Here is a 21,764-nt window from a genome sequence, read left to right as displayed (position 1 = left end):
CACCATCGCTCTCGCCGCACTCGTTATTTACTGGCTATGAGTCCTGAGCCTAGGGCGTGTGTGAAGCGATGGAATTTACAGTCTAATCTGGGGCATATTCGCTCGCGAAATTTTATTGCGTGGACGCCCATCAATACCCATGTGGTAGTTTTCCACGATTTTGTTCGCCCTATCAACGGATAAAACGGCCGCCGTCCAAGCTGCATCGCGCAATGGGCCCGAGCCACTTTCGTGATAGGAGCACATTAAGTTGCGTGACACTTCTGTTTTTGGTCTGCCCGCATTCCGAACCTGTTTTTGGGTCGAAGGGGTGAAACGCCCCCCCGGCGCGGTTAAAGCCAGCGCAGGTTGGCGCGCGCGTCGCATTGCTGTTGCAGCTGATGTGAAAAACCTTATGGCGACCTTGGCCCTAACCTGTGCCGCAACGCTGTTTCTTTCCCAATCCGGTGCGGCGCAGAATTTGCTCAACGATGGTGGATTTGACGGTGCCGCGTCACCCACGATGGGTAACAATCACAATGATCAACTGCCCGATTGGCGCTTTGCTGCGGTTATTGATCCCTCGGTGATTTTCAAGAACGCCAATAATCTGGTCAGGGTCGATGGGCCGGGTGGTTTCGACTATGTCGATTTTACCGGTGATGCGCTGGGGCCGGAATCCGATGCATCGGGTGCAGGTGCCAACACGCCGCAGTTCTATATCGACAGCAGTGTGCGCGGTACTTTGGGCTGGCAGTATTTCACACCCAGTTGTTCAGGCATCGCAACGGGTCAGATTTTCATGTCCAACCGTGAGGGGCACGGGATTGGCACGGGTACGCTATCTGGGCCTTCGGCACCTCCGCCGCCTGCCAATGGCGGCGACTATCAGACGGCAGGTGGTCTTTCGATTGTGCCAGTGAATACGCAGTTGGCGCAGTTCCCGGGCGGTCCTGCGCAGGTGCCTCTCGCGCAGCAGCAAACCGTGCTTGATCTTGCCGCGGCCCATGACGCGGCCAAGCTGCGCATTGTTCTGGGGGCGGGGCCGTCCCGTAACTATCCTTGGACGCCCTTCTCCGTGCAGGTGCCCGTGCAAGCGGGGCTGGACTATGCCTTTGTCGCGGAACTGGGGCACAGCGTGAATATGGATGAGGCCTCGGTCACACTTGACTGTGATCCCGATCTGCCTGTCATCAACCCGCAGGATGTCGTGCTGTCCAAATCCTGTGAGTTGGAGGAGGCTCACACTCACAACGGTATTTTGGGGCAACGTTGGGCATGTCAGGTGGATGTGGCGACACCGTCTGCGCCATTTGCAGGCGATATCACCTTGCACGATGTTTTTACCAATACCCCTTTGGTCAATGGGCTGATCTTGCTTGGTGAATCCCTGAGTGGCAATGGCACATGTTTTCAAGGCGACTGTCTGATTTCGGGTGCAAATTTCGATCCTTCCGGCACTGAAAGCTTCGCCTTCGATGTTTTTGTCGAAGCCGTGGCTGAGGCCGATGTCTATCCCCTTGAAAACTGTGTTTCTGGGGCGCTTGACGACGGTTCGGGCAATCTGCAGCCGCTTGCACCGCATTGCACGACTGGGCAGTGGATACCGCGGTCCCAGGTGGTCAAAACCTGTGACCCGATCCCTGCACATGCAACCGCACCCTATACGATGAACTGTTCCATCGAGGTGACGGCCAGCGGCCTTGTGGGTGGGACATATGTTTCGGTCATGGACGCCTTTGCAGCGCAGCCGCCCAGCATCGCTACGGTTTCACCCAGCTTCATGAATGTGACCTCAACCGAAAACTGGAACTGTATCGATCATGCGCTGAACACGCCCAGTTCCATCGGGATTTGCGAACTGCCTGCCGAGGATCTGATGGTGGCTGGCGGCACCTCCACGTTGGAGATTTCTTTCCAGTTCACAGTGGATCAGGCACCCACACAGGTTGCGAATTGCCGCTTTACCGATATTCATACTGGCAGCTATTTGGACCAACTCAACACGCAGCGCAGCCCGTTGCGTTCACCGATCCAAAGCGGCCAGGGCCAGAACCCTGGTTGGCCGCAGATGCCTGACGGCTGTGTCTATATGGATGTCCCCGCGCCGCAGTTGGACACGAAGGTTGATGTCAAGATTGCCAAGGATTGCGATCAGCCGACGCTGACCAATCTAAATGGCACATGGGGTTATCTGTGGCAGTGCGAGGCCGAGGTAGAGGTCGCCCCCGCCCCCTTTGCGGGCGAGGTGAGCTTCACCGACGACGGCTCACAGATTTCTCTCGGCACGTCTGAATTTGTCTCGGTCTCTGATCCGAACAACTGTCAGGGCATTGGGACTGATATCCTCGCGTGTACTTATGATGGTGCGACATTCTCCTCACCTCATTTTGTGCAATATGACCTGTTCACGCCCTACGTTCCGACCGACGAGGAAATTCAGTGGAGGAACTGTATTCGCGGATCAGCCGTAACACCCGCAGGCACATTCCCTTCGGTTCCCATGTGCACAGGGCGGGTCATAAAGCCGTCGGATGTGCCGGTGTTTGATCCTGTCAAGGAGATCACGCTTGAAAAGGTCTGCAAGGACCAGGGCCGTGAGATGATGCATGATGGCCAGATGGGCCTGGGATGGGACTGTCAGATCATCGTGGCCGCTGTGCCTGCGCCTTTTGCCGGTAGCTTTACCTTCACGGAGGATGCGACCAGCATCACCGGCAGCACGGGGCAGATCATTGGGATTGACCAACCGCTGCCTGCGCACTGGGCCTGTGCCCCCAATGTGCCAACACCGTCCACTGACTGCACCATCGCGGGGGCGAGCTTTGATCCCAGTGGTACGGAAACTGTCGGCTTCACCCTCTTCGCCCCCAACACAGGCGAACCCGTCAAGTGGAAGAACTGTGTCAGCGGCGTCTATACGCCAGCAGACAAAGGTGACACGGGCGGCACGCCTTTCGAGGTCAAAGGCAACTGTGAAACCATCACCTGGAAACCGCCTGTGGTCAGCACACCGCCGACCTTCTCGCTCAAGAAATCCTGCCGTGGCCCCTTTGATCAAGGGCCGGATGGCCAGAGCTATTCCTGCACGATTTCCGTCACGCAGACGGGTGGAGATCCCATTACCCAGCCCCTTACGCTGAACGAGTTGTTTACATCGACGACGACGGGTCAACCCGCTTCGCAGTTCATGATCGGGTTGCAAGGTTCACCCGGCTGGGCCTGCGATATGCCAACGGCGAGCTGCACGATCCAGCCTGCGGATTTCAATGGCACCACAGGCCACCAGATCGGGGCGTTTTTCCTGATCCCCAATGGGACCCTTGCCGAGCAGGACTTTGAGAATTGCGCCACCCTGATGATGGACGATGCTGAAGTAGCCGCAGCGCCATGTGTTGCTCTCGACGAGCCGCACGGTGATCCCGCATTCGAGGTCCAGAAAGAATGCAAGCCACTGGGGGAACGTCAGGTCATGGGGCCCAGCACCTGGTTCCAGCCGTGGTCCTGTACCCTGACGGTCACGTCCAATGGCGTGCCGTTCACGGATCCACTGTGGATCGATGATAACATGCTCTACGGCCCTCATGACGGCAGTCAATCGGTGGTTTCTGTGTCCTCAAACGACCCGTGGCAGTGTTCGCCAGCGCCTTATGGACCAAATGGGAACCAGCCTGTTTGCGGCATTCAGGGCAGTCAGTTTCCCCATACCACATCGACACTCAACGTGACGCTGAACCTTTTTGGCGGTGCGGCGGATCAGTTCGGTGCCGAGAATTGTGTGGCGTTGAGCATGGGGCAGGCCCCGAGTAGCGATCCGGCAGACACGATCGCAGGGGATTGTTTTGAAATCATCCCCACACCCGAACCGAAGGAGCCGCAGATCGATCTGGTGAAAACCTGCGAAGCTGCGACCCAGACGGGAACAGGCCTGTGGACGGTGGAATGTCTGTTAACCATCACGGGGCAAAACCTGCCCAACGGCCAGCAATTCCGCGTGACGGATGAATTGATGTCCTCAAACACCCAAAACGCGACCTTTGGCACCATAAACACAGGGACCAATACCTGCGGCGGTGGCACGATTGCGGGGGGCACCATGGCGGGCTGTGACCTGACCACGGATATGATCAACAATAACGGTGGCACGCTGACCCTGCCCTACACGGGTATTTATCAAGGGCCAGCCGGACGGCCGCTGAGCGGGCCACGGGCCCAGAACTGTGCCTTTGTCGATGTGCCGGGCCTTGGTCTGCATGGCCCGCAGGGGGGCAACGGGAAATCCTGTGTTCCGATTGAGTTCAAGGTTTCGGTCACAGGGGCGGGCAATGTCCTGACTGACCCCGAAGTGCCCGGAGGCAGCACCCCTGATGTGGGTGGGCCTGTCGTGACGGGCGAACCGATTGAGGCAACAGGCGGCGTTATTGGGTCTTTCCCAAGTTTCCCCTCCCAGACCTATGTCACAAAAACCTGTGATCCACTGGTGTTTGCCAGCGGTGCGCAAACCGCAACGGCGCACTGCAATATCGAAATCGGATTTCCAGCGAACAGTGGGGAGTTGATTTACGAGTTCTTCGATTTCGCGCGCGTCGCTGGAGCTTCCTGGATGGACATCGTTCAGGGGCCGATGCCGCCTCTGACCGGATTGCCGCAGCTGGGTTGTGCGCCAGATCTCACCAGTTCTTTCCCCTCAAAAACAGAGTGCACAGGGCCATCGCTTGCCCAGATGAGTGCGGGGGGCGTCTTCAATCTTGACTGGAGCGCGGAACTGACGCGTCCGGTTCCGGGGCGCGAAGCCTATGAAAACTGTGTGGTTGTGCGTACCTCCGTCAATGGCACCCCCAATGGCAGCTATGGAAACTGTCACGCCTTTGAGGTCACGATTGATGGTCAAAAGGCGCAGGATTCCAGCCCATCCCCGATGCCCAAACCTGCGCCCCTGCAGGAACCTAAGCTGAGTACGCGCAAGGTTCAGACCTCGGACTGTGTGCCGAACCGCAATACCCAGCGCTATAGCTGTGGATTCCAGATTGTGGTGGCCAACGAGGGCACCGCGCCTTTCAACGGGCCGCTGGTGGTGACCGATACCTTCGGAAGCCCTTACGCGCAGGCTATCACGCAGACTTCAGCAGGGGGCTGGTCTTGTGCGCAGCCTGTTGCGGGCTCAGTGTCCTGTGAACACGCGGGCTTAACGTTGCCTGCCGGCTCTTTCGCTTACATCGATCTTGAAATGGAGGTGCAGGGGCTTGTGAACGGGGGGCAATGGGAAAACTGCGCCGCCGTTGGAATCCCGAATGACCGCAAGCAACGTGTGGCCGCGATTCAGCAGGTCATGAATGCCCGTGGCTTGGCGGCTGGGCCGGTGGACGGTTTGCCCGGCAAAAAGACATATGCCGCCCTGGCTGAGTTGCAAAAATCGCTTGGGTTGCGGGTGACCCGCGCGTTTGACGATGCGCTTTTTGTGGCTTTGGGGCTACCTTTGGCAAAACCGGGGCAGAAGGCCTGCGTCACCGCTGAGCTGCCACCGATGCCCAAGCCGCCGCTGCAATGTGATCGTGCCACGACGGTGCAAACGGGTGAGAGCTGCCAGTGCCGGTACGACAATATGCTGCGCCGCGATGCGACCTCTTGTCAGTGCAAAGGCGGCTTCGCCTTTGTCGCAGGGGAAGGCTGCGTCAAACAGGTGGTGGCGCCCAAGCCAGAACCAACACCGTCGCCGCTGCTGGAAACCCTAACTTGTGACAAGCGTTCGACACGATTGCGTGGTGATCAATGCGTCTGCCTGGATCCGAAAAACGCCGTAAAAACATCGGAAACGACCTGCGGATGCAAAAATGGCGGCCCAATGATCGGCGGCAAATGCCTGTCGATTGTCATTTCACCGAAGCCAGGAAAACCCGACACCGCAGACAATCCGGTGGGCACCACTGAGCCAGAAAAATGCAAAGTCCGCATCAATGGAATTTGGCTTAAATAACATGGCTTTGGCGTTTTGATATTTGATGACAATCGCCTGATATCGCCTGTCTGCGGGGGGTGAGGCAAAAGGTTTTCAGCCCGACGGGGTGTCGGGCTGAAATTTCGCAAACGCGATACTTTAAATTTGACCCATAAGGATAAACTGATGAAAAAATCTATGATTGCGACCGCTGTTCTTGCGACCTTTGCTTTTGCGCCTTCTAGCGCCTTCGCAAACTACTACAGCTATGAGCGCTGCATGAACAACGGCGGCAACTGGTTCACCTGCCTCGGCGCCCTGGCGTCAGATGATGGCTCGATTGTCAGCCCGGACATTAAAAACCAGTTCGGTTTTGCCAAGGAAGAAGGCAAAGATCGAATCATGGAATCTCTCAAAGCCCGTTCCAAAGTCTGCGACAGGCAAAAAGGGGACGCGCGCGTGAACTGCTATTCCAAAGGCCTGAAAGCGGATCTGCGCGTCGGAGCGGTTGCTAAACCGATGCCGGCCCAAGCATTGACTGGTGGCAAGAAAGAGTTCGCAGATAAGGTGCAGGATCACTTCCAGCACAGCCTGGACAATTGATCATGAAAACACTTACCGCCGCCCTTACGGCCGCCACGTTGATGATGAGCTTCGCCCACCCGATCTGGGCGCAGGGCGGGGATGATCCAATACCCGGCATTGATATCATCATCAAAGAGGATCCAAGTTTGGTTCCGGTCAAACCAATGACCTTTGACCAGGCCCAGATGAAACAGATCAATGCGCTGAAGGGGGATGATCGCCCGATCTATGCCCTGAAAGTGATCGCTGAGGAAATCGGCGCAGGCAAAGGTTTCGTGGCTGCAGGTGCGAAAGCGTTTGAAGACATCTGGTGCGGCCCTTGCAAAATGGCGGACGAACTGGCCGTCAAATTCCGCGCAGATGACGTGGCTTATCGCCTGACAGTACGGTTCAAAGCCGGCGCTGAGCTGTCTGAGAAAGTGAACTGAAATGTGCATAAGGGCGGCCTAGGAGCCGCCCTTATGTGCAACTATCAAATTACAACGAGAAGGCCTGCTCAGCGCGGGCCTTTTGCGTCAGAAAACACGTGTCACTGCAATCGGCAGCACCCGTTTACCACCATCGGCGCACCCGGCGCGTTCGGGACAGAGAGGGTGATCGACATGGGGTAAATATTGTCTGACATACCGTCCGAGCAGAGGCCCATGTTGACCTCGCCCGAATAGGGGGCTGCGTTGAAGCTGTAAGGATACCCTGTTGGTGTCGCAGAAAAGGTGGTTGCCCGCAAAGGTGCAGCCTGGGCGGCCTTACCCATCATCGTCATGCGTACCATATTGTCCGTGTCGAATGTCATGCGCCAAAAAGGTTCGGTTCCGATACATTCGGTTCCCAATTGGAAACCAGTCATATTGGTCGTTCCCCCGCCGCGCGACAGATAGTTCGCATGGGCAAACCCGATGGTTTGGCCAACCTGAACCTTGGCCCAATGGGCCGTGGCCATGCCCAGAACAGCCAGGGCAATCCCGTTTTGCGCCTGCGCGATCACCTGGCCGGATACCTGTGGCGCATTGCGGATGTTGAGGCTGTCGTCGGCGGCAACACCGCTGACGCTGAAAATCGCCGGCAGAGGCAAGCCGTCAGGTGCTGTCATTGGATCCCCTGCGGGCATGGGTTGTGGTGTGCCGGTCGGGTGTTGGGATGTGCCTGCCGATGTTCCTCCGTCGGCAACAGAATTCAGGTAACGGCGGCTGACCCATGCCATCTGACTGCCATAAGGGATCTGAGCCCATTTGCCATCATCTGAGATCTGAACCACATGGATCGTTATCCCATTTGGCAACACACCCAGACGCTCATGGCCTACACCCGGACCACTGCGCGCGACCAACCCGCCATCGGGATCGCCCGCTTTGATACCCGTCACCTGATGTGGACCCACCGACGTTGAGGAACCATCTGCACGGGTGATCGCGTCAAGGTATCGTGTTGAAACCCAGGCGATTTGTCCGCGGTAACGGATCTGTGCCCAGGTTCCCTGAAAGTTGTAGCCCTCAACATCGACAAGGCTGCCCTCTTGCAAATCGCCGATATCGGGTGAACTGGCGTTTGGCCCCGAGCGCACATTGAGCGTGTCGCCATCCGCGATGTTCACCACTTTCATCAGTTCCGCGTGCCCAGACGACACTTGAATGAGCGTGCAAAGGGTAATGGTTGAAACGACTGCGGCGGCCTGTCTGCGAATGCGCATGATGACTAATTCTCGTGTTGCTTGATACCGTGCTGCTTAGTGTAAAAACATCGCAGCACCGCCTCCACTACCACATGGTAGTGCTGGCCATCCCCCTGCGACAAAATACACTTACATTGGCAAGCTCAGGGTCTTCTTGCGTGTGAGGTCATGCACCCACCCACTGCAGCGCCCACCTTAAAATTGCCCTGGGGCGCATTGCAGGCAAACCAGACCTTCATCGCGCCAAGCCTCGACAACACTGCTCCGATCATCCACCACAATCCAGGGATCAAAACCATCGGCTTTCATTTGGGCCAGCAGTTCGCGTTTGACCTCTGGATCGGTTGCGGCGTCCGCCCCACTGGGCCGCAGATAGATTGCGTCAAAGGGGAGATCCTGCCTTTCTAGCCATGCGACCGTGTGGTCTGACCAGCCCTCAGGACGGCCAGAGCAGATCACGATCGTTTCCCCTGCCTCTTTCAGGCGCCTCAGCAGTTTCGCAACCGGGGCAATCGCATCAGCGGTGGCCATGGCTTCGTGGAACGCTTGCCATTGTTTTTCTTCGCCATGCACAAGATGGCCCAGCCGATCCGCATCAAATTGCGCCAAGGTCCCGTCGACGTCAAAAATTGCGCAGGGTTTCGGGGGTTGAGATGTCACGAGGTGCCTCCTGATGACCGGTGCCGGTCCAGTTGAAAAAAATGGGGGTCGCATTGGGCGGGCGTGTGCCGGTCGTGTCTTGCCCGGCAAGTATCCGGGCCGCACGGATCACGCCGGAATGACAGATCAAAATAGGCAGTTTATCGCCAGCGCGCCGACCGCAGTCCTGCAGGGCCGCTGCCACCCGATCAATCATTTCTGCCCAGTCTTCGCCCTGTTCGGGGCGTCCCGCCCGGGCGGGCAACTCCGCGATGGGGCGCCCTTCAAAAATGCCCCAGTCACGCTCGTGCGTATCGGCAACGATTTGAAAGTCCTGCGCGGGAAAGCCAAGGGTGCATGTTTCCACCGCACGCGCCATTGGGCTGCTGAACAGCTGATAGCGTGATGGCCAATGCCGCGCTGACAGGCTTTGGGCCTGGGCGCGGCCAACCTCAGTCAAAGGGACATCCAGACGACCTGCAATCAGACCATCGCGGTTGGCGGTGGTTTCGCCATGCCGGATGAGACAAAAGGATTTCGGGGGCAGTCGACCGATCACAGCTCAATACTCTCATGCATGAAGACCTCTGCGCCTAAGGCGTTTTCGACCATGTAATCTTCGGGGTAGGGACAAAAGGCGGGCGCAAAGCGTTTCGCCTGCAAACGCTGCAGCATTTTGATCTGATCTCCCAAAGGCGGATGCACGTTCCAGCGCTGGAAATATCCGCCGGGGACCGCGCAAATGCCGCGTGCGTGGGCTGTCATGTGACCTGTAAACACAACATGCGCGTCCCGTCCCAAACGGCCGCTTTCGCGCCATGCCCGGGCGTATCCCCAGGCCGCGCCACCATCGGCATTGGGCGTGTCACAAATCAAAAAGCGCGCATCGTCCTGATCATCACGCTCCAGCAGCGGTGCGATTTCCTGCGCGCGCGGGTTTAGGCCATCACTTGCCAAAGCGGCGCGCAGCGCAGACCGACACTCCGGGTCCAGAACCACGGCGTCCGGTCCAAACCGGTTCAGCAGGCGCAGTGCCATTTCGCCGGCGCGTCCGGACGGGGGCACGGGGAACAGGATTTGGCCGGGAAGACTGTCAATCAGTTGATCCAGGGCTTTCAGGCGATCTGCCTGGCTGATGCCATCCAGTTGATAGGAACAATCCAGAATGGCTGTTGCTGCGGGGGGCGGGCCGTCAAAGGCGAACCAGTTGGATTCCTCGGACCAGTCGCCGGAATAGAACAGGCCCTCCCCAATGTCGAAATGCATCCAGATGCCGCCAAGGGCGTGCCCGTTGCGCCCTGTTGTTAGGCGGATGCCGTTGATTTCGGTCACGCCCTGCTCTGGCAGAAGACGGACTTCTGCAGCAGGCGGGAGGGCTCTTGCCGTTTGCAAAGTTGTGTAGATGGGCAGTCCCACCTCAACCGCATAGGCCGCGCCACCGATATGGTCGATATGGTCATGGGTGATAAACACCGCATCCACACCGTTCAGCCACTTTGGATCGAAGTGTGCGTTGGCCTCAGGTCCATGGCCGCAGTCCAGCAGCCAGACCTGCCCATTTGCGCACAGCCGCATGCAGGCTGGCCCCTTGTCACCAATGCCGGATAGTATTCTGATGTTGTTCATTTATGCCTCCGCAAACGCCCAGGGTGCATCGATGGATACCCCCAGCTGAGTGCCCGCCGCGTATCGCTGTTGGCTTTCAGCGATCAGCGGCATTCCATTGGGCAATTGCAGCGTGAGACGGTAACGTCCCCCAAGGTAGGTGCTGCGCTTTACTTCTGATCGCAAATTCCCGGTTTCGGTAATGCGGATGTTTTCGGGCCGCAGGCAGATCAGATTGGGGCGCTGCGCGTCGGTCTGAATTGTGATCTGCGCTCCGTACAGCTGCGCCTGTGATTGCGTTCCTGCGTGTCGGACATCGTGGATGGGCAATACTGTCCCTTCGCCAACGAAATCAGCGACAAATCTGCTTCGCGGCTGGGTGTATAGGGTTTCGGGGGTGTCAAACTGGACGATCCTGCCCTCTGACATCACGGCAATACGATCCGCCATGGCCATCGCTTCGGTCTGATCATGGGTGACATAGACCATTGTCGCCCCCGTGCGGCTGTGGAAATCGGTGAAAACCTCCTGCATGGAGGCCCGCAGTGCCACATCCAGATTGGCAAGCGGTTCGTCCAGCAAAACCGCATCCGGGTCGGACACCAGACAGCGCGCCAGTGCCACCCGCTGGCGCTGTCCACCTGAGAGTTCAGACGGCATTCGCCCTGCAAGTTGCTGCAATCCAGTCGCCTGTAATGCGGCATCCGTCTGTCGGATCAGTTCAGCCTTGGGAAGGCCACGTACCTCCAACGGATAACAGACATTCCGGCGCACGGTCATATGCGGCCACAAGGCATAAGACTGGAAGACAAACCCGATGTTGCGCGCCTCTGGCGCAACGGACCGGCCTGTTTGCGCATTTGCCATTTCGGTGCTGCCAATTCTGATGGTGCCCGCCGTCGGCATTTCAAAGCCAGCCAAAAGGCGCAGCAACGTAGACTTGCCGCAGCCTGATGGACCAAGCAGAGCAATAAACTCTCCGTCCTGAATATCTGCAGAGATCGCATGCAGCGCAGGGATGCCGTCAAAGTGTTTTTCGACGGAGGTCAGGCTTATGTCTGCCAAGGGACAACTCCTTTGGGAAGGTGGCGCGCGGACAGCTGGATCACGCCCATCAGCGCCATGACCACCATCACGATTGTCATCGCTAGGGCTGAGGCCATGACCGTTTCGCCACTGTCATCAAGATTGAAAATCAACACGCCCAGCGTTTCGGTCCCCGAGGACCAAAGCAGGGCCGATACCGTCAGCTCGTTAAAGGCGGTTAGGAAAACCAGAATGGCCCCGGCTGCGGCTGACGGGGCCGTCAGGGGCAGGATAATAGAACGCAGGCGTTGAAACAGGCTGGCCCCAACGGATTGCGCGGCCTCGTTCATGGCCGGATCAAGCTGGCGAATGCTGGCTTGGACGGGGCGGAACATGATCGCCATGAACCGTGCCAGATAGGCCAGAAAGATAATCCAGATCGTTCCGTACAGCGTGGCATCGGTAAAGGGCAGGTTGATGAGCAGCAGGATCATCGCAATCGCAAGGACCACGCCGGGCAAAGCATAGGGGAGATCGACAAGGCTATCAAAAACCTGCCCAAGGCGGGTTGGGTTGCGTTCCATCAACCAGGCCAGAGGCAGGCAGATGGCGACCAGCACAAGCGCCGCGCCCATTGATAGGCTGAAAGAGTTTATGAAGGCGCGGCTTGTCGCGGGCTGGCGAAACAGTGCTTCGTGCCAGGACGATAAGGTGATCGTGTCAAGGCGCAGACCCACCCCATAGGCAGGCACAAGCGAAGTGGCCAGAAGCCCCAGCATCGGCAGGATCAGGATCATTGCAACAATCGACCACAGCGCCACCTCAATTGGCAGACGTGCCCGCCCAAGCGGAATGGCCAGTGGGCGAGAGGTTGAACCGACCAGATGAACGCGATGACGGGATTGGAAAAAACGCTGTGCAAGGATGCCGCAGATCGCCACGCACCCAATCAGCATCGCCAGCACCGCAACCTCGGCCAGCACGCTGGTGCCCAGACCGGCAAGTTTCTGGTAAATCAGGGTCGGCAAGGTTGCGTATCCTGCTGGTATCCCCAACATCGCGGGAATGCCAAAGTTTCCAAGGGCTGTGACAAAGGTGATCGCAATGCCTGCGGCAAGGCTGGGCAGGCACAGGGGCACAATGATCTGCCACCAGACGCGCAGCCCCTTGGCGCCACTGATCCGTGCCGCTTCGACGGTTTCCTGCGGGATTGCGCGCAGCCCGGCCCGAAGTGTTAGAAAAATGATTGACGTATGCTGCACACCCAGCAGCAAAATGATGCCCCCTGGTGAGTAGAGCGGCTGCGGCGCCCCCAGCGGCGGGGCCATGCCAAGCGTTTTCAGCAAGACCGAAGATGGACCCATGATCTGCGTCCAGGACAGCGCCGTAATCTGCGGCGGGATCATCATGGGGATCATCAGGCAAAACACCAGCGCCGCCTTGGCGCGCAGGTCTGTCAGGGCAACCAGAAAGGCAAATGTGGCGCCAATGAAAACAGAGACAAGCGTGCCGAACCCCGCTGTGATCAGTGAATGCACCAGCGCGCGACGGGTCGCATCTTCTGTCAGGACATTCCTCATCAAACCAAGGCTGAACTGGTCATCCTCTGTCACACCCTCGACGAACAGGCGCAGAACCGGCGCAAGGGTCAAGGTGATGGCAATCAGCAGGATAAGCGAAAGCAGCCGACCCTCTGATCGGCTGCCTCCTTTGGTATTGTGTGCAAGCATCAGTTGGCGCCAAAGATGTCGGCAAACTTGGCTTTGTTCGCTTCTGCATTTTTCAGAGCAACCGCCGGGTCAAAGGCCATCAGTTTGATGTTTTCGCGTGCCGGGAAACCTGCTGGAACCCCCATGTCGTTGCGCGCAGGGATGTAGCCCATGTCAAGCACCAGATCCTGACCTTCCTGGCTCAGCACGAAGTCGACAAATTTCTGTGCGCCGTCCACGTTCTTGGCCGACGAAAGAATTGCAACAGGCTCCGTCACATAAGAGACGCCCTCTTCTGGGAAGACGAACTCCACCGGGGAGCCGTCGGCCTTGTTCCGGATCGCAAGGAAATCAACAACCATGCCGTAGGGCTTTTCACCCGCAGCAACTGCTTTGAAGGTGCCGCCGTTGCCGCCTTTGGCACGGGCTTCGTTTGTGGCCAGATCTTCGTAGAAATTCCACCCCAGTGTTTCATCGCTGGTCAGTGTGGCCAGATGGATCAACGCCGCACCGGAATACAGTGGGGAAGGCATTGCGATCTGCCCTTTCAGGGAGGCGTCTTTCAGATCCTTCCAGGAACCGGGCGTCTTGGCCGCGCCGGTGTTGTAAACGATCCCGGTCGTGATCAGCTTGGTCGAGTGGTAGTACCCATCGGCACTGAACAGCGCGGGATCATAAGCGGAGGCTTCCGGGGATTGGTAGGCTGTCAGCAGACCTTCCTGCGCCATGCCTTCAAGAGTGACCGTGTCAGCAATCAGCAAAACATCAGGCTGTGGGTTGCCAGCTTCGATTTCAGCACGCAGGCGCGCCATCAGTTTGGTGGTGCCATCGCGCACCCATTCAACCTCGGTGCCGGGATTGGCGGCCATGAAGGCATCCACGGTCTTTTGCGCATCTGCGTTTGGTTGCGATGTATAAAGGGTCAGGGTGTCTGCAAAACTTGCAGAGGCGATGCAGGCAAGTGCTGCGGCAGAAAGAAGGGATTTCATCACGGTTCTCCGGAAAGCTGATCTTTCGAACGAAAGTCATTCGACGGCGCCTTTATTGGAGATTCGTGCAAAAATAATGTGACAGGACGCGATTTTCCTTCCCATATCGCGCAAAATATATGAAAATGGGAGTATATGACCCCTAATTCTTTCGAAAGAAAATGATGTCGCGTGATGCTCTGAGCCAAAGACGAGATAAGATCATTGCCCTGCTTTCGGAAGTGGAGGAACTGTCAGCGCAGGACCTTTCCCAAGAGCTGGGGGTGTCAGTTCAGACCATTCGGACAGATCTGCGCGATCTGGACGAAGCTGCACTGGTACAGCGCAAGAACGGGGCAGTGCGGCTCAGGCAGATGGAAAACATCGCCTATGCGCCCCGGCTTGATGCGTCGAGCATAGAAAAGCAACGGATTGCGCGGGTGGTGAAAACCTTGGTTGGTCACAATGCGCGGCTTGCCCTGGGGACCGGAACGACGGTTGAGCATTGCGCACGGGAACTGTCAGCGCTGCAAAACTTGTTTGTTGCGACAAATAACATTCATGCAGTCTTGGCATTGCAGCACGCGCCTGGTGTCGTTGTCGAAATGGCGGGTGGTACAGTGCGCCTGCGCGACCTTGATGTGGTCGGTCCGCTTAGCCGGAATTTTTTCACACGTTTTAGAATGGATTACGCCATCTTCAGCTGCGGGGGGCTGTCTGAAAGTGGCGCGGTCTTGGATTATAATTCTGATGAGGTTGCAGCCCGCAGCGCCATTGCCGCTTGCGCCAAGAAAAAGGTGCTCGTTGTCGACAGTGCAAAATTTGGGCGCGAACTCCCCTGTGTGATGCACAGGATTTGGGACTACGACATTGTCGTGACAGAGGCGGAGCTGGGTGCTGCGATCAAGAGTGAATGCGCAAGGTCTGGCTGCCAGATCATGTGCCCCTAGGCCTAGACATGGTAGCGGCCCCCGGTCAGCTGGTGTGAGCGATGGTCAGTTGGGGGCCTATTGAAGGGCGATTTGGCCGCTTCTTTGACATCCGTAATTCACAAAAGGGCGCCAGATTGCTCTGACGCCCTTGGATTGCGCGTGTGGCTGGGTGTCAGCCGGCGACGACGTTCTGTTTCTGCACGCCCAGGCCTGCGATGCCCAGTTCCATTTTGTCACCGGGTTTCAGGTAGGTTTCGGGTGTCTGGCCCATACCCACGCCCGGCGGGGTGCCGGTGGAGATCACATCGCCCGGCTGCAGTGACATGAACTGGCTGAGATGCGAGATCACGGTCGCCACGTCAAAGTGCATCGTCTGGGTCGAGCCATCCTGATAGCGGTGGCCGTTGACCTCCAGATACATCGCCAGATCCTGCGGATCAGCCACCTCATCCCGGGTCACCAGCCAGGGGCCGATAGGGCCGAAGGTGTCACAGCTTTTGCCTTTCACCCACTGGCCGGAGCGATGCAGCTGGAAGTCCCGTTCAGATAGGTCATTGACCACGCAGTAGCCCGCGACATGGTCCAGCGCGTCCTCTTTGCTGACGTATTTGGTGTGTTTGCCGATCACCACACCCAGTTCCACCTCCCAGTCGGATTTGACTGAGGTGCGGGGGATTTCAACGTCATCATTGGGGCCGCAGATCGCCAAGGTGGCTTTGAAGAAGATCACCGGTTCCTCAGGCAGTGCCATGCCGCTTTCTGCGGCGTGGTCGGCGTAGTTGAGGCCGATGCAAATGAACTTGCCCACCTGACCCACACAGGGGCCAAGGCGCGGATCGCCGTCAACCAGCGGCAGGGTGGCGGGGTCCAGATCCCGCAGTTTGGCAAGGCTTTCATCACTCAGCGCCTCACCTGCAACATCACTGATCACGCCGGACAGATCGCGCAGTGCGCCGTCCTGATCCAGCAGGCCGGGTTTTTCTGCGCCGGGGGCGCCATATCGCAGCAGTTTCATCTCTTTTTCTCCCTAAATCTTATACCGACCAGCCGCCGTCGATGGCGTGGGTCTGTCCTGTGGTGAAGGCACTATCATCGGAGGCGAGGTAAAGCGCCAGCGCGGCGATTTCCCCGGCGGTGCCGATGCGGCCCATGGGTTGGCGGGCGATGAAATCCTTCAGCGCCTGTTCGTAGTTGCCGGTGGCCCGTAGCCGGTCATGCATCGACGGGCTGTCAACGGTGCCGGGGCAGATCGCGTTGCAGCGGATGCCGCGGGTCACGTAATCCGCCGCGACCGATTTGGTCAGCCCGATGACCGCCCCCTTGGAGGCGCAATAGGCAAACCGGTTTGGCACCCCTTTGAGCGAGGAGGCCACCGAAGACATGTTGATGATCGAGCCGCCGCCATTCTCTAGCATCGCGGGCAGGGTCAGCTGGATTAGCCGGTACATGGCCTTGACGTTGAGGTCGAAGCTGAAGTCCCAGTCCTTTTCGTCACATTCCAAAATGGTGCCGCCTGCAACATATCCGGCGCAGTTGAACAACACATCCAGCGGCGGTAGATCAGCTGCGGCCTTGGCAACTGCGTCGGCGTCGGTCACATCCAGCTTCAGCGCGGTCACACCGTCGATTGCAGCCAGTTCGGCCAGCGATCCCTCATTAATGTCGCTGGCAATCACCTGTGCACCTTCGGCCACAAATAACTCCACCGTTGCGCGGCCAATGCCCTGGCCTGCCGCTGTGATCAGCGCGGTTTTGCCTTTCAAACGTGATCCCATATCACACCTCCTCTGGCAGCAGATCTGCTGCAATATTCTGGTAACACACAGGGCGCAGGAACCGGCGGATCGACAGGGTGCCGACCGAGGTTGCGCCAAAATTGGTCGATGCGGGGTAGGGACCGCCATGCACCATAGAGTCGCAGACCTCCACGCCGGTGGGGAAGCCATTGGCCAGGATGCGTCCTGCCTTGCGTTCCAATAGCGGCAGCAGCTGCGCTGCGCTGGCTTTGTCATCCGCGTCAAAATGCAGGGTGCAGGTCAACTGGCCCTCAATCTGGCGGGCGATGTCTTGCATCTGGGCGATGTCCTTGGCGCGTACGATGATGCCAAGGGGACCAAACACCTCTTCCTGCAGGTGGGGGGTGTTCAGCCAATCCTCGGCAGACACCGCATAGAGGTAGGGCGCCGCATTGCGCCCGGCGCAGGGCTGGCCCATCAGTTTTTCGACCGTGCCGCTGTTTTCAATGCGTGCGGTGCCCACGCGGTAGGCATCGGCAATCCCTGCGGTCAGCATGGTTTGCGTGTCCACTTCGCCAAGTGCGGTCAGCGCTGCCTGCTGGAATGTGGCAGCATGCTCATTGTCCAGAACCACCGCGATGCCGGGGTTGGTGCAGAACTGCCCCGCCCCCATCGAAAGCGATGCCGCCCAGCCTGCACCAAGCGCTTCGGCCCGGTTGGCCATGGCAGCAGGCAGCAGGAACATCGGATTGACCGAGCCCAGCTCACCGAAGAAGGGGATCGGTTCATCCCGTTGGGCGCAGAGGTCAAACAGCGCGCGGCCCCCGCCAAGGGAGCCGGTGAAGCCCACAGCACGGATCAGCGGGTGCTGCACCAGCCGGGTGCCAACATCACGTTTGCCCCCCTGAACCAGAGAGAAGATGCCGGGATGCAGACCCAGCGCCTTGATCGCCGCATCAATGGCTTGGGCCACAATCTCACCCGTGCCGGGATGGGCGGAGTGGCCTTTGACAACAACGGGACAGCCTGCGGCCAGCGCGGCGGCGGTGTCACCGCCCGCGGTGGAAAAGGCCAGCGGGAAGTTTGAGGCGCCAAAGACCGCAACCGGGCCCAGTGGGCGCTGGATCATACGCAACTCCGGGCGAGGCAGGGGCGCGCGATCGGGCAGGGCGTCATCATGACGGCGGTCAAGGTAATCACCCTGTTCGATATGATCGGCGAAGAGGCGCAGCTGACCGGTGGTGCGGCCCCGCTCGCCCTCCAGACGGGCAGCGGGCAGGCCGGTTTCCTGTGTGCCCACCTCGGTGATCTGGTCGCCACGGGCGTCAATCTCATCCGCGATGCGGCGCAGGAGGGTTGCGCGATCCTGACGGCTGGACCAGCCGAAGCTGATGAAGGCGTCTTCGGCGGCTTCAACCGCGGCATCCACATGCTGCGGGGTGCCGGCGGCGAACGCATGGCTGGGGCCATGGGCGGTTTCGGACGAAAACGTGGTCTCGCCGCTGACCCATTCGCCAGCGATCAGGTGTTTTCCGGTCAACATACTGCGTTTCCTCACAGAAGGCCGCGGGCGGCCAGATTGCGCATCAGATGAGAGGCCCCAAAGGTCCATTCAGGGCATTCGGTGGACAGGCGGACCGTATTGGTCAGGCTGCCCAGTTTTGGATTTGCGATGGTCACCACATCCCCCAGCTTATGGGTGAAGCCGCCACCTTTGGTGTCACGGTCCTGGGTTGGCGCGAAAAGCGTGCCGAGGAACAGCATCAACCCGTCGGGATACTGGTGGTGGCGACCAATGGTCTGGCGCACCAGATCGGCAGGATCGCGGCTGATCTGCGCCATTGAAGAATGCCCGTTCAGCACGAAACCATCTTCGCCGGTGACGGTCAGTGTCAGTTCGGCGCTGCGCACATCGTCCAGCGTGAAACTGTCATCAAACAGGCGGATCATCGGGCCGATCGCGCAGGAGGCATTGTTGTCTTTGGCCTTGCTGAGCAACAGGGCTGAACGCCCCTCAACATCGCGCAGGTTCACGTCATTGCCCAAGGTGGCGCCTTTGATGATGCCCTTTGAGGTGACGGCCAGAACCACCTCAGGCTCGGGGTTGTTCCAGGTGGAGATCGGGTGCAGCCCAACCTCGGCCCCTGCTCCGACAGAGGACAGGACCTGCGCCTTGGAAAACACCTCGGCGTCGGGGCCGATGCCAACCTCAAGATATTGCGACCACAGGCCTTCTTCGATCAGGGCCTGCTTGACCGCCTCTGCCTCGACTGAGCCGGGGGTGATGTTTGACAGGCTGTCACCGATCCGGGCGCCGATGCGGCCACGAATAGCGTCTGCCTTGGCAGGATCGCCTGCGGCCTGTTCTTCGATCACCCGTTCCACCATGGAGCCCGCGAAGGTGACGCCGCAGGCCTTTACCGCCTGCAGATCGCAGGGCGCCAGCCAAGCAAATTGCCCATCATGCGGCGCCACCGCTTTGCCCGGGGCATTGCGCAGATAACTGACCGCATCGTCCATTTCCAGAATGTCGCGCACGGTTGGGGCGGCTTTGCTGGTGATATCGGTGACTACACCCTCGCGCAGGGTCACGACGCAGGGGCCAACACCGGGGCGCTCAATTCGACCCAGCCAAAGGCCGTTGGGGTCAAGGTTCAGTGATTGCATGGGGTCAGGTCCTGATGTTGTAGGTCGTCATGGCATTGAGGCCAAAGATGGCGGCGCGATCTTCGGCGGACAGGTCGGTCAGCAAGGCCTCACTGGTGTCCATCCAGGTGTCATAGCTGGCGGCAAGGGTGCAGACCGGCCAGTCACTGCCCCAGATCAGCCGGCGGGGGCCGAAGGTCTGCAACAGGTGCTGCACGTAGGGTTCCAGATCTTTGAGGGCCCAGGGTGTGCCAGCTTCGGTCACCAGACCGGAGAGTTTGCAGCGGATGTTTTCCAGCGCGGCAAGCGCGGTCATATCAGCAGCCCACTCCGTGATCTGCCCTTTGGCAATCAGCGGCTTGGCGCCGTGATCGATGACAATCCGCATCTCCGGGTGGCGTTGCGCCAGCTGATGCAGTGCGGTCAGGTGCTGCGGCAGGGTGAGGGCGTCAAAAACCAGATCGTGGTGGATGAGCGCCTCGAACACCGGGGTGAACTGAGGGTTCAGCATCCAATCCACATCCGGGATGTCCTGGATCATCGGGCGAATGCCCAGCAGATACGGATCCTGCGCCAGTTGATTGAGCTGATCGACGGCGTCTGCTGCTTCAAAGTCGATCCAGCCGACAACCCCTTTGATAAAGGGGGTTTTATGGGCAAGGTCCAGCATGAAGCGGGTTTCGGCAACCGTCGGCGCGGCCTGAACCAGCAGGGTGCCGTCGATGTTCCATTTGCTGAGGATCGGCGACAGGTCATCGGGCAGGAAATCCCGGTAGATCGGCGCCAGTTCGGGCGTCAGCCAGCCATAGTCGCCACGGGCCAGCGCCCAGAAGTGTTGATGCGCGTCCAGCCTCATCCGATCACACCCTTTTTCAGGATGATGTTGCCGTAAAGCCGTGTTTCGCCCGTCTGCACAACCGCATAGGCCGTGGCGGCGCGATCGTAGAAGGCAAACCGCTCAAGGCTTTGGGTCGGCACGGGATTGTCGGCAACTTCTTGGATGATGGTGTTGAAATCCGCCACCGCTGCGGGCACGTCCTCCGTGGCGTCAACGACCTGCATGGTCAGGGCGGGATCCGCCACGTAGCGGTCCAGCGGCATGACCTGCAGCACAGCGCGCAGCATCTCACTGGCGCTGGATCCATCCGCGCGGATGCAGGCAGGGCCAAGGCTGCTGGCCGGGAAATTCGCATCGGCGATCACGATCTCATCGCCATGGCCCATCGCGCGCAGGGTCTTCAGCAGCTCGGGGGACAGGATCGGGTCGATGTTACGCAGCATCGGTCAACTCCGACGGTAGCGGCGCGTCTGGGCGGATCAACCCTTCGGCCCGCAGATCCTGCCACAGGGCGGTAGGGATCTGGCGTTCCATCAGCGCCGCGTTGGCCTGTACCTCGGCGGCGGAGACGGCACCGGGCACCACGGTTTTGATACAGGGGTGGCCCAGCACAAATTGCAGCGCGGCCGCGATCAGCGGGGTGTCATGGGCAGCGCAGACCGCCTCAATCCGGCGGACCCGTTCCATGATGTCTGGCGGGGCGTCGGCATAGTTATACTTGGCCCCCGGCACCGCGCCGGTGGCCAGAATGCCCGAGTTGTAGGGCCCTCCCAGAATGATCCCAACATCGCGTTTTTCACAAAGCGGCAGGAAGCTGTCGAGCGCCTCTTGCTCCAGCAGGGTGTAGCGCCCGGCCAGCAGGAAACCGTCAAAATCCCCAAGGCCCAGCAGGCGTTCGCAGACCTGCCATTCGTTGACGCCAGCGCCGATGGCCGCCACTTCGCCTGCATCGCGCAGCTCACTCAACGCGCGGTAGCCGCCGCCATCAAACAGCTCGCGCACCTTCGCGTCCGAGGCGTCCTGGCTGCCCTGACTGAAGGCGCAGACATCATGCACCAAGAGGATATCCACCGCATCCACGTCAAGGCGCGCTTTGCTTTCCTCATAGGAACGCATCACCCCGTCATAGCTGTAATCAAAAACGATCCGTTTCTGCGGCACGTTGACAAAGGCTTCGGGGGTGACCTCATGCGGTTCGCAATCCAGCAGCAACCGGCCCACTTTGGTTGAAAGCTGGATGTTTTCCCGGCCAAACCGTTGCAGGGCGGTGGCAAATCGCATCTCGGATCGGCCCAGCCCGTATTGCGGCGCAGTATCAAAGAAGCGGGCGCCGCAGTCATAGGCCGCTTGCAGCGCTGCCTGCGCATCCTGCTCTTCGACCTTGCGGTAGAGGTTGCCCAATGGGGCGCCGCCAAATCCCAACTGCGTCAAGGGGACAGGGCGCGATGTGCGCTGGTTCAAAAGTCGCAGTTTGGATGTGCTCATGTCAGGTCTCGA

18 protein-coding genes are annotated in these 21,764 nt (G+C 59.1%); 4 read left to right on the top strand and 14 right to left on the bottom strand.

The annotated features are described in order from the left end of the window. Nucleotides 1–250: 250 nt before the first annotated feature. From TL5118_RS16730 to TL5118_RS16720, 3 genes are all read left to right on the top strand, one after another. Complete coding sequence (locus TL5118_RS16730) at nt 251–5,953, top strand: peptidoglycan-binding domain-containing protein (RefSeq protein ID WP_058242106.1); 5,703 nt, start codon at nt 251–253, stop codon at nt 5,951–5,953. 147 nt (nt 5,954–6,100) lie between these two features. Then, a complete protein-coding gene (locus tag TL5118_RS16725) occupies nt 6,101–6,517 on the top strand; it encodes a hypothetical protein (RefSeq protein ID WP_058242107.1) in 417 nt (138 codons plus the stop codon). A gap of 2 nt (nt 6,518–6,519) precedes the next feature. Beyond that, nucleotides 6,520–6,927, top strand: coding sequence for a hypothetical protein (locus TL5118_RS16720; protein WP_058242108.1), 408 nt, complete (start codon nt 6,520–6,522; stop codon nt 6,925–6,927). A 101-nt stretch (nt 6,928–7,028) separates the two neighbouring features. Here the strand turns inward: TL5118_RS16720 and TL5118_RS16715 are convergent, their stop codons facing one another. The 7 genes from TL5118_RS16715 to TL5118_RS16685 form a co-directional block, all read right to left on the bottom strand. Beyond that, nucleotides 7,029–8,099 carry an SH3 domain-containing protein gene (locus TL5118_RS16715; protein WP_058242109.1) on the bottom strand — a complete coding sequence of 357 codons (1,071 nt, stop codon included), beginning with the start codon at nt 8,097–8,099 and terminating at the stop codon, nt 7,029–7,031. Between the two features lie 264 nt (nt 8,100–8,363). Then, on the bottom strand, nt 8,364–8,828 hold the full coding sequence (locus TL5118_RS16710; protein ID WP_058242110.1) for a phosphatase domain-containing protein: 465 nt from the start codon (nt 8,826–8,828) through the stop codon (nt 8,364–8,366). Next, nucleotides 8,791–9,366 carry a histidine phosphatase family protein gene (locus TL5118_RS16705; protein ID WP_058242111.1) on the bottom strand — a complete coding sequence of 192 codons (576 nt, stop codon included), beginning with the start codon at nt 9,364–9,366 and terminating at the stop codon, nt 8,791–8,793. Before TL5118_RS16705 ends, TL5118_RS16710 begins: the two co-directional genes overlap by 38 nt. After that, complete coding sequence (locus TL5118_RS16700; protein ID WP_106404232.1) at nt 9,363–10,433, bottom strand: MBL fold metallo-hydrolase; 1,071 nt, start codon at nt 10,431–10,433, stop codon at nt 9,363–9,365. Before TL5118_RS16700 ends, TL5118_RS16705 begins: the two co-directional genes overlap by 4 nt. Beyond that, nucleotides 10,434–11,477 carry an ABC transporter ATP-binding protein gene (locus TL5118_RS16695; RefSeq protein ID WP_058242113.1) on the bottom strand — a complete coding sequence of 348 codons (1,044 nt, stop codon included), beginning with the start codon at nt 11,475–11,477 and terminating at the stop codon, nt 10,434–10,436. After that, nucleotides 11,465–13,168, bottom strand: coding sequence for an ABC transporter permease (locus tag TL5118_RS16690; RefSeq protein ID WP_058242114.1), 1,704 nt, complete (start codon nt 13,166–13,168; stop codon nt 11,465–11,467). The genes TL5118_RS16695 and TL5118_RS16690 overlap by 13 nt, the downstream gene beginning before the upstream one ends. Then, entirely contained in the window at nt 13,168–14,136 is a 969-nt protein-coding gene (locus tag TL5118_RS16685; RefSeq protein ID WP_058242115.1) for an ABC transporter substrate-binding protein, read from the bottom strand. Before TL5118_RS16685 ends, TL5118_RS16690 begins: the two co-directional genes overlap by 1 nt. A 164-nt stretch (nt 14,137–14,300) precedes the next feature. On the opposite strand from TL5118_RS16685, the gene TL5118_RS16680 reads away from it, so the two are divergent. After that, nucleotides 14,301–15,065 (top strand): DeoR/GlpR family DNA-binding transcription regulator, encoded by a 765-nt coding sequence (locus TL5118_RS16680; protein ID WP_058242116.1) that lies wholly within the window; start codon nt 14,301–14,303, stop codon nt 15,063–15,065. A 154-nt stretch (nt 15,066–15,219) separates the two neighbouring features. Here TL5118_RS16680 and TL5118_RS16675 read toward each other — a convergent pair whose 3' ends face one another. The 7 genes from TL5118_RS16675 to TL5118_RS16645 are packed head-to-tail and all read right to left on the bottom strand — an operon-like array spanning nt 15,220 to nt 21,752. Next, a complete protein-coding gene (locus tag TL5118_RS16675) occupies nt 15,220–16,062 on the bottom strand; it encodes a fumarylacetoacetate hydrolase family protein (protein ID WP_058242117.1) in 843 nt (280 codons plus the stop codon). Between the two features lie 19 nt (nt 16,063–16,081). Then, nucleotides 16,082–16,822 (bottom strand): SDR family oxidoreductase, encoded by a 741-nt coding sequence (locus tag TL5118_RS16670; protein WP_058242118.1) that lies wholly within the window; start codon nt 16,820–16,822, stop codon nt 16,082–16,084. A gap of 1 nt (nt 16,823) precedes the next feature. Beyond that, nucleotides 16,824–18,326, bottom strand: coding sequence for an aldehyde dehydrogenase (NADP(+)) (locus TL5118_RS16665; RefSeq protein WP_058242119.1), 1,503 nt, complete (start codon nt 18,324–18,326; stop codon nt 16,824–16,826). Between the two features lie 11 nt (nt 18,327–18,337). Continuing rightward, nucleotides 18,338–19,450 (bottom strand): fumarylacetoacetate hydrolase family protein, encoded by a 1,113-nt coding sequence (locus TL5118_RS16660; RefSeq protein WP_058242120.1) that lies wholly within the window; start codon nt 19,448–19,450, stop codon nt 18,338–18,340. 4 nt (nt 19,451–19,454) lie between these two features. After that, nucleotides 19,455–20,285: an amidohydrolase family protein gene (locus TL5118_RS16655; RefSeq protein WP_058242121.1), complete on the bottom strand. Its 831-nt coding sequence runs from the start codon at nt 20,283–20,285 to the stop codon at nt 19,455–19,457. Beyond that, on the bottom strand, nt 20,282–20,710 hold the full coding sequence (locus TL5118_RS16650; RefSeq protein ID WP_058242122.1) for an RbsD/FucU family protein: 429 nt from the start codon (nt 20,708–20,710) through the stop codon (nt 20,282–20,284). Before TL5118_RS16650 ends, TL5118_RS16655 begins: the two co-directional genes overlap by 4 nt. Next, nucleotides 20,700–21,752, bottom strand: coding sequence for an aldo/keto reductase (locus TL5118_RS16645; protein WP_058242123.1), 1,053 nt, complete (start codon nt 21,750–21,752; stop codon nt 20,700–20,702). The genes TL5118_RS16650 and TL5118_RS16645 overlap by 11 nt, the downstream gene beginning before the upstream one ends. Between the last annotated feature and the right edge of the window lie 12 nt (nt 21,753–21,764).

This window comes from Thalassovita autumnalis, from assembly GCF_001458255.1.
Lineage (GTDB): Bacteria > Pseudomonadota > Alphaproteobacteria > Rhodobacterales > Rhodobacteraceae > Thalassobius > Thalassobius autumnalis.
Note: the sequence above shows the minus strand (reverse complement) of the source record. Positions and strands in the feature narration are given on the sequence as shown.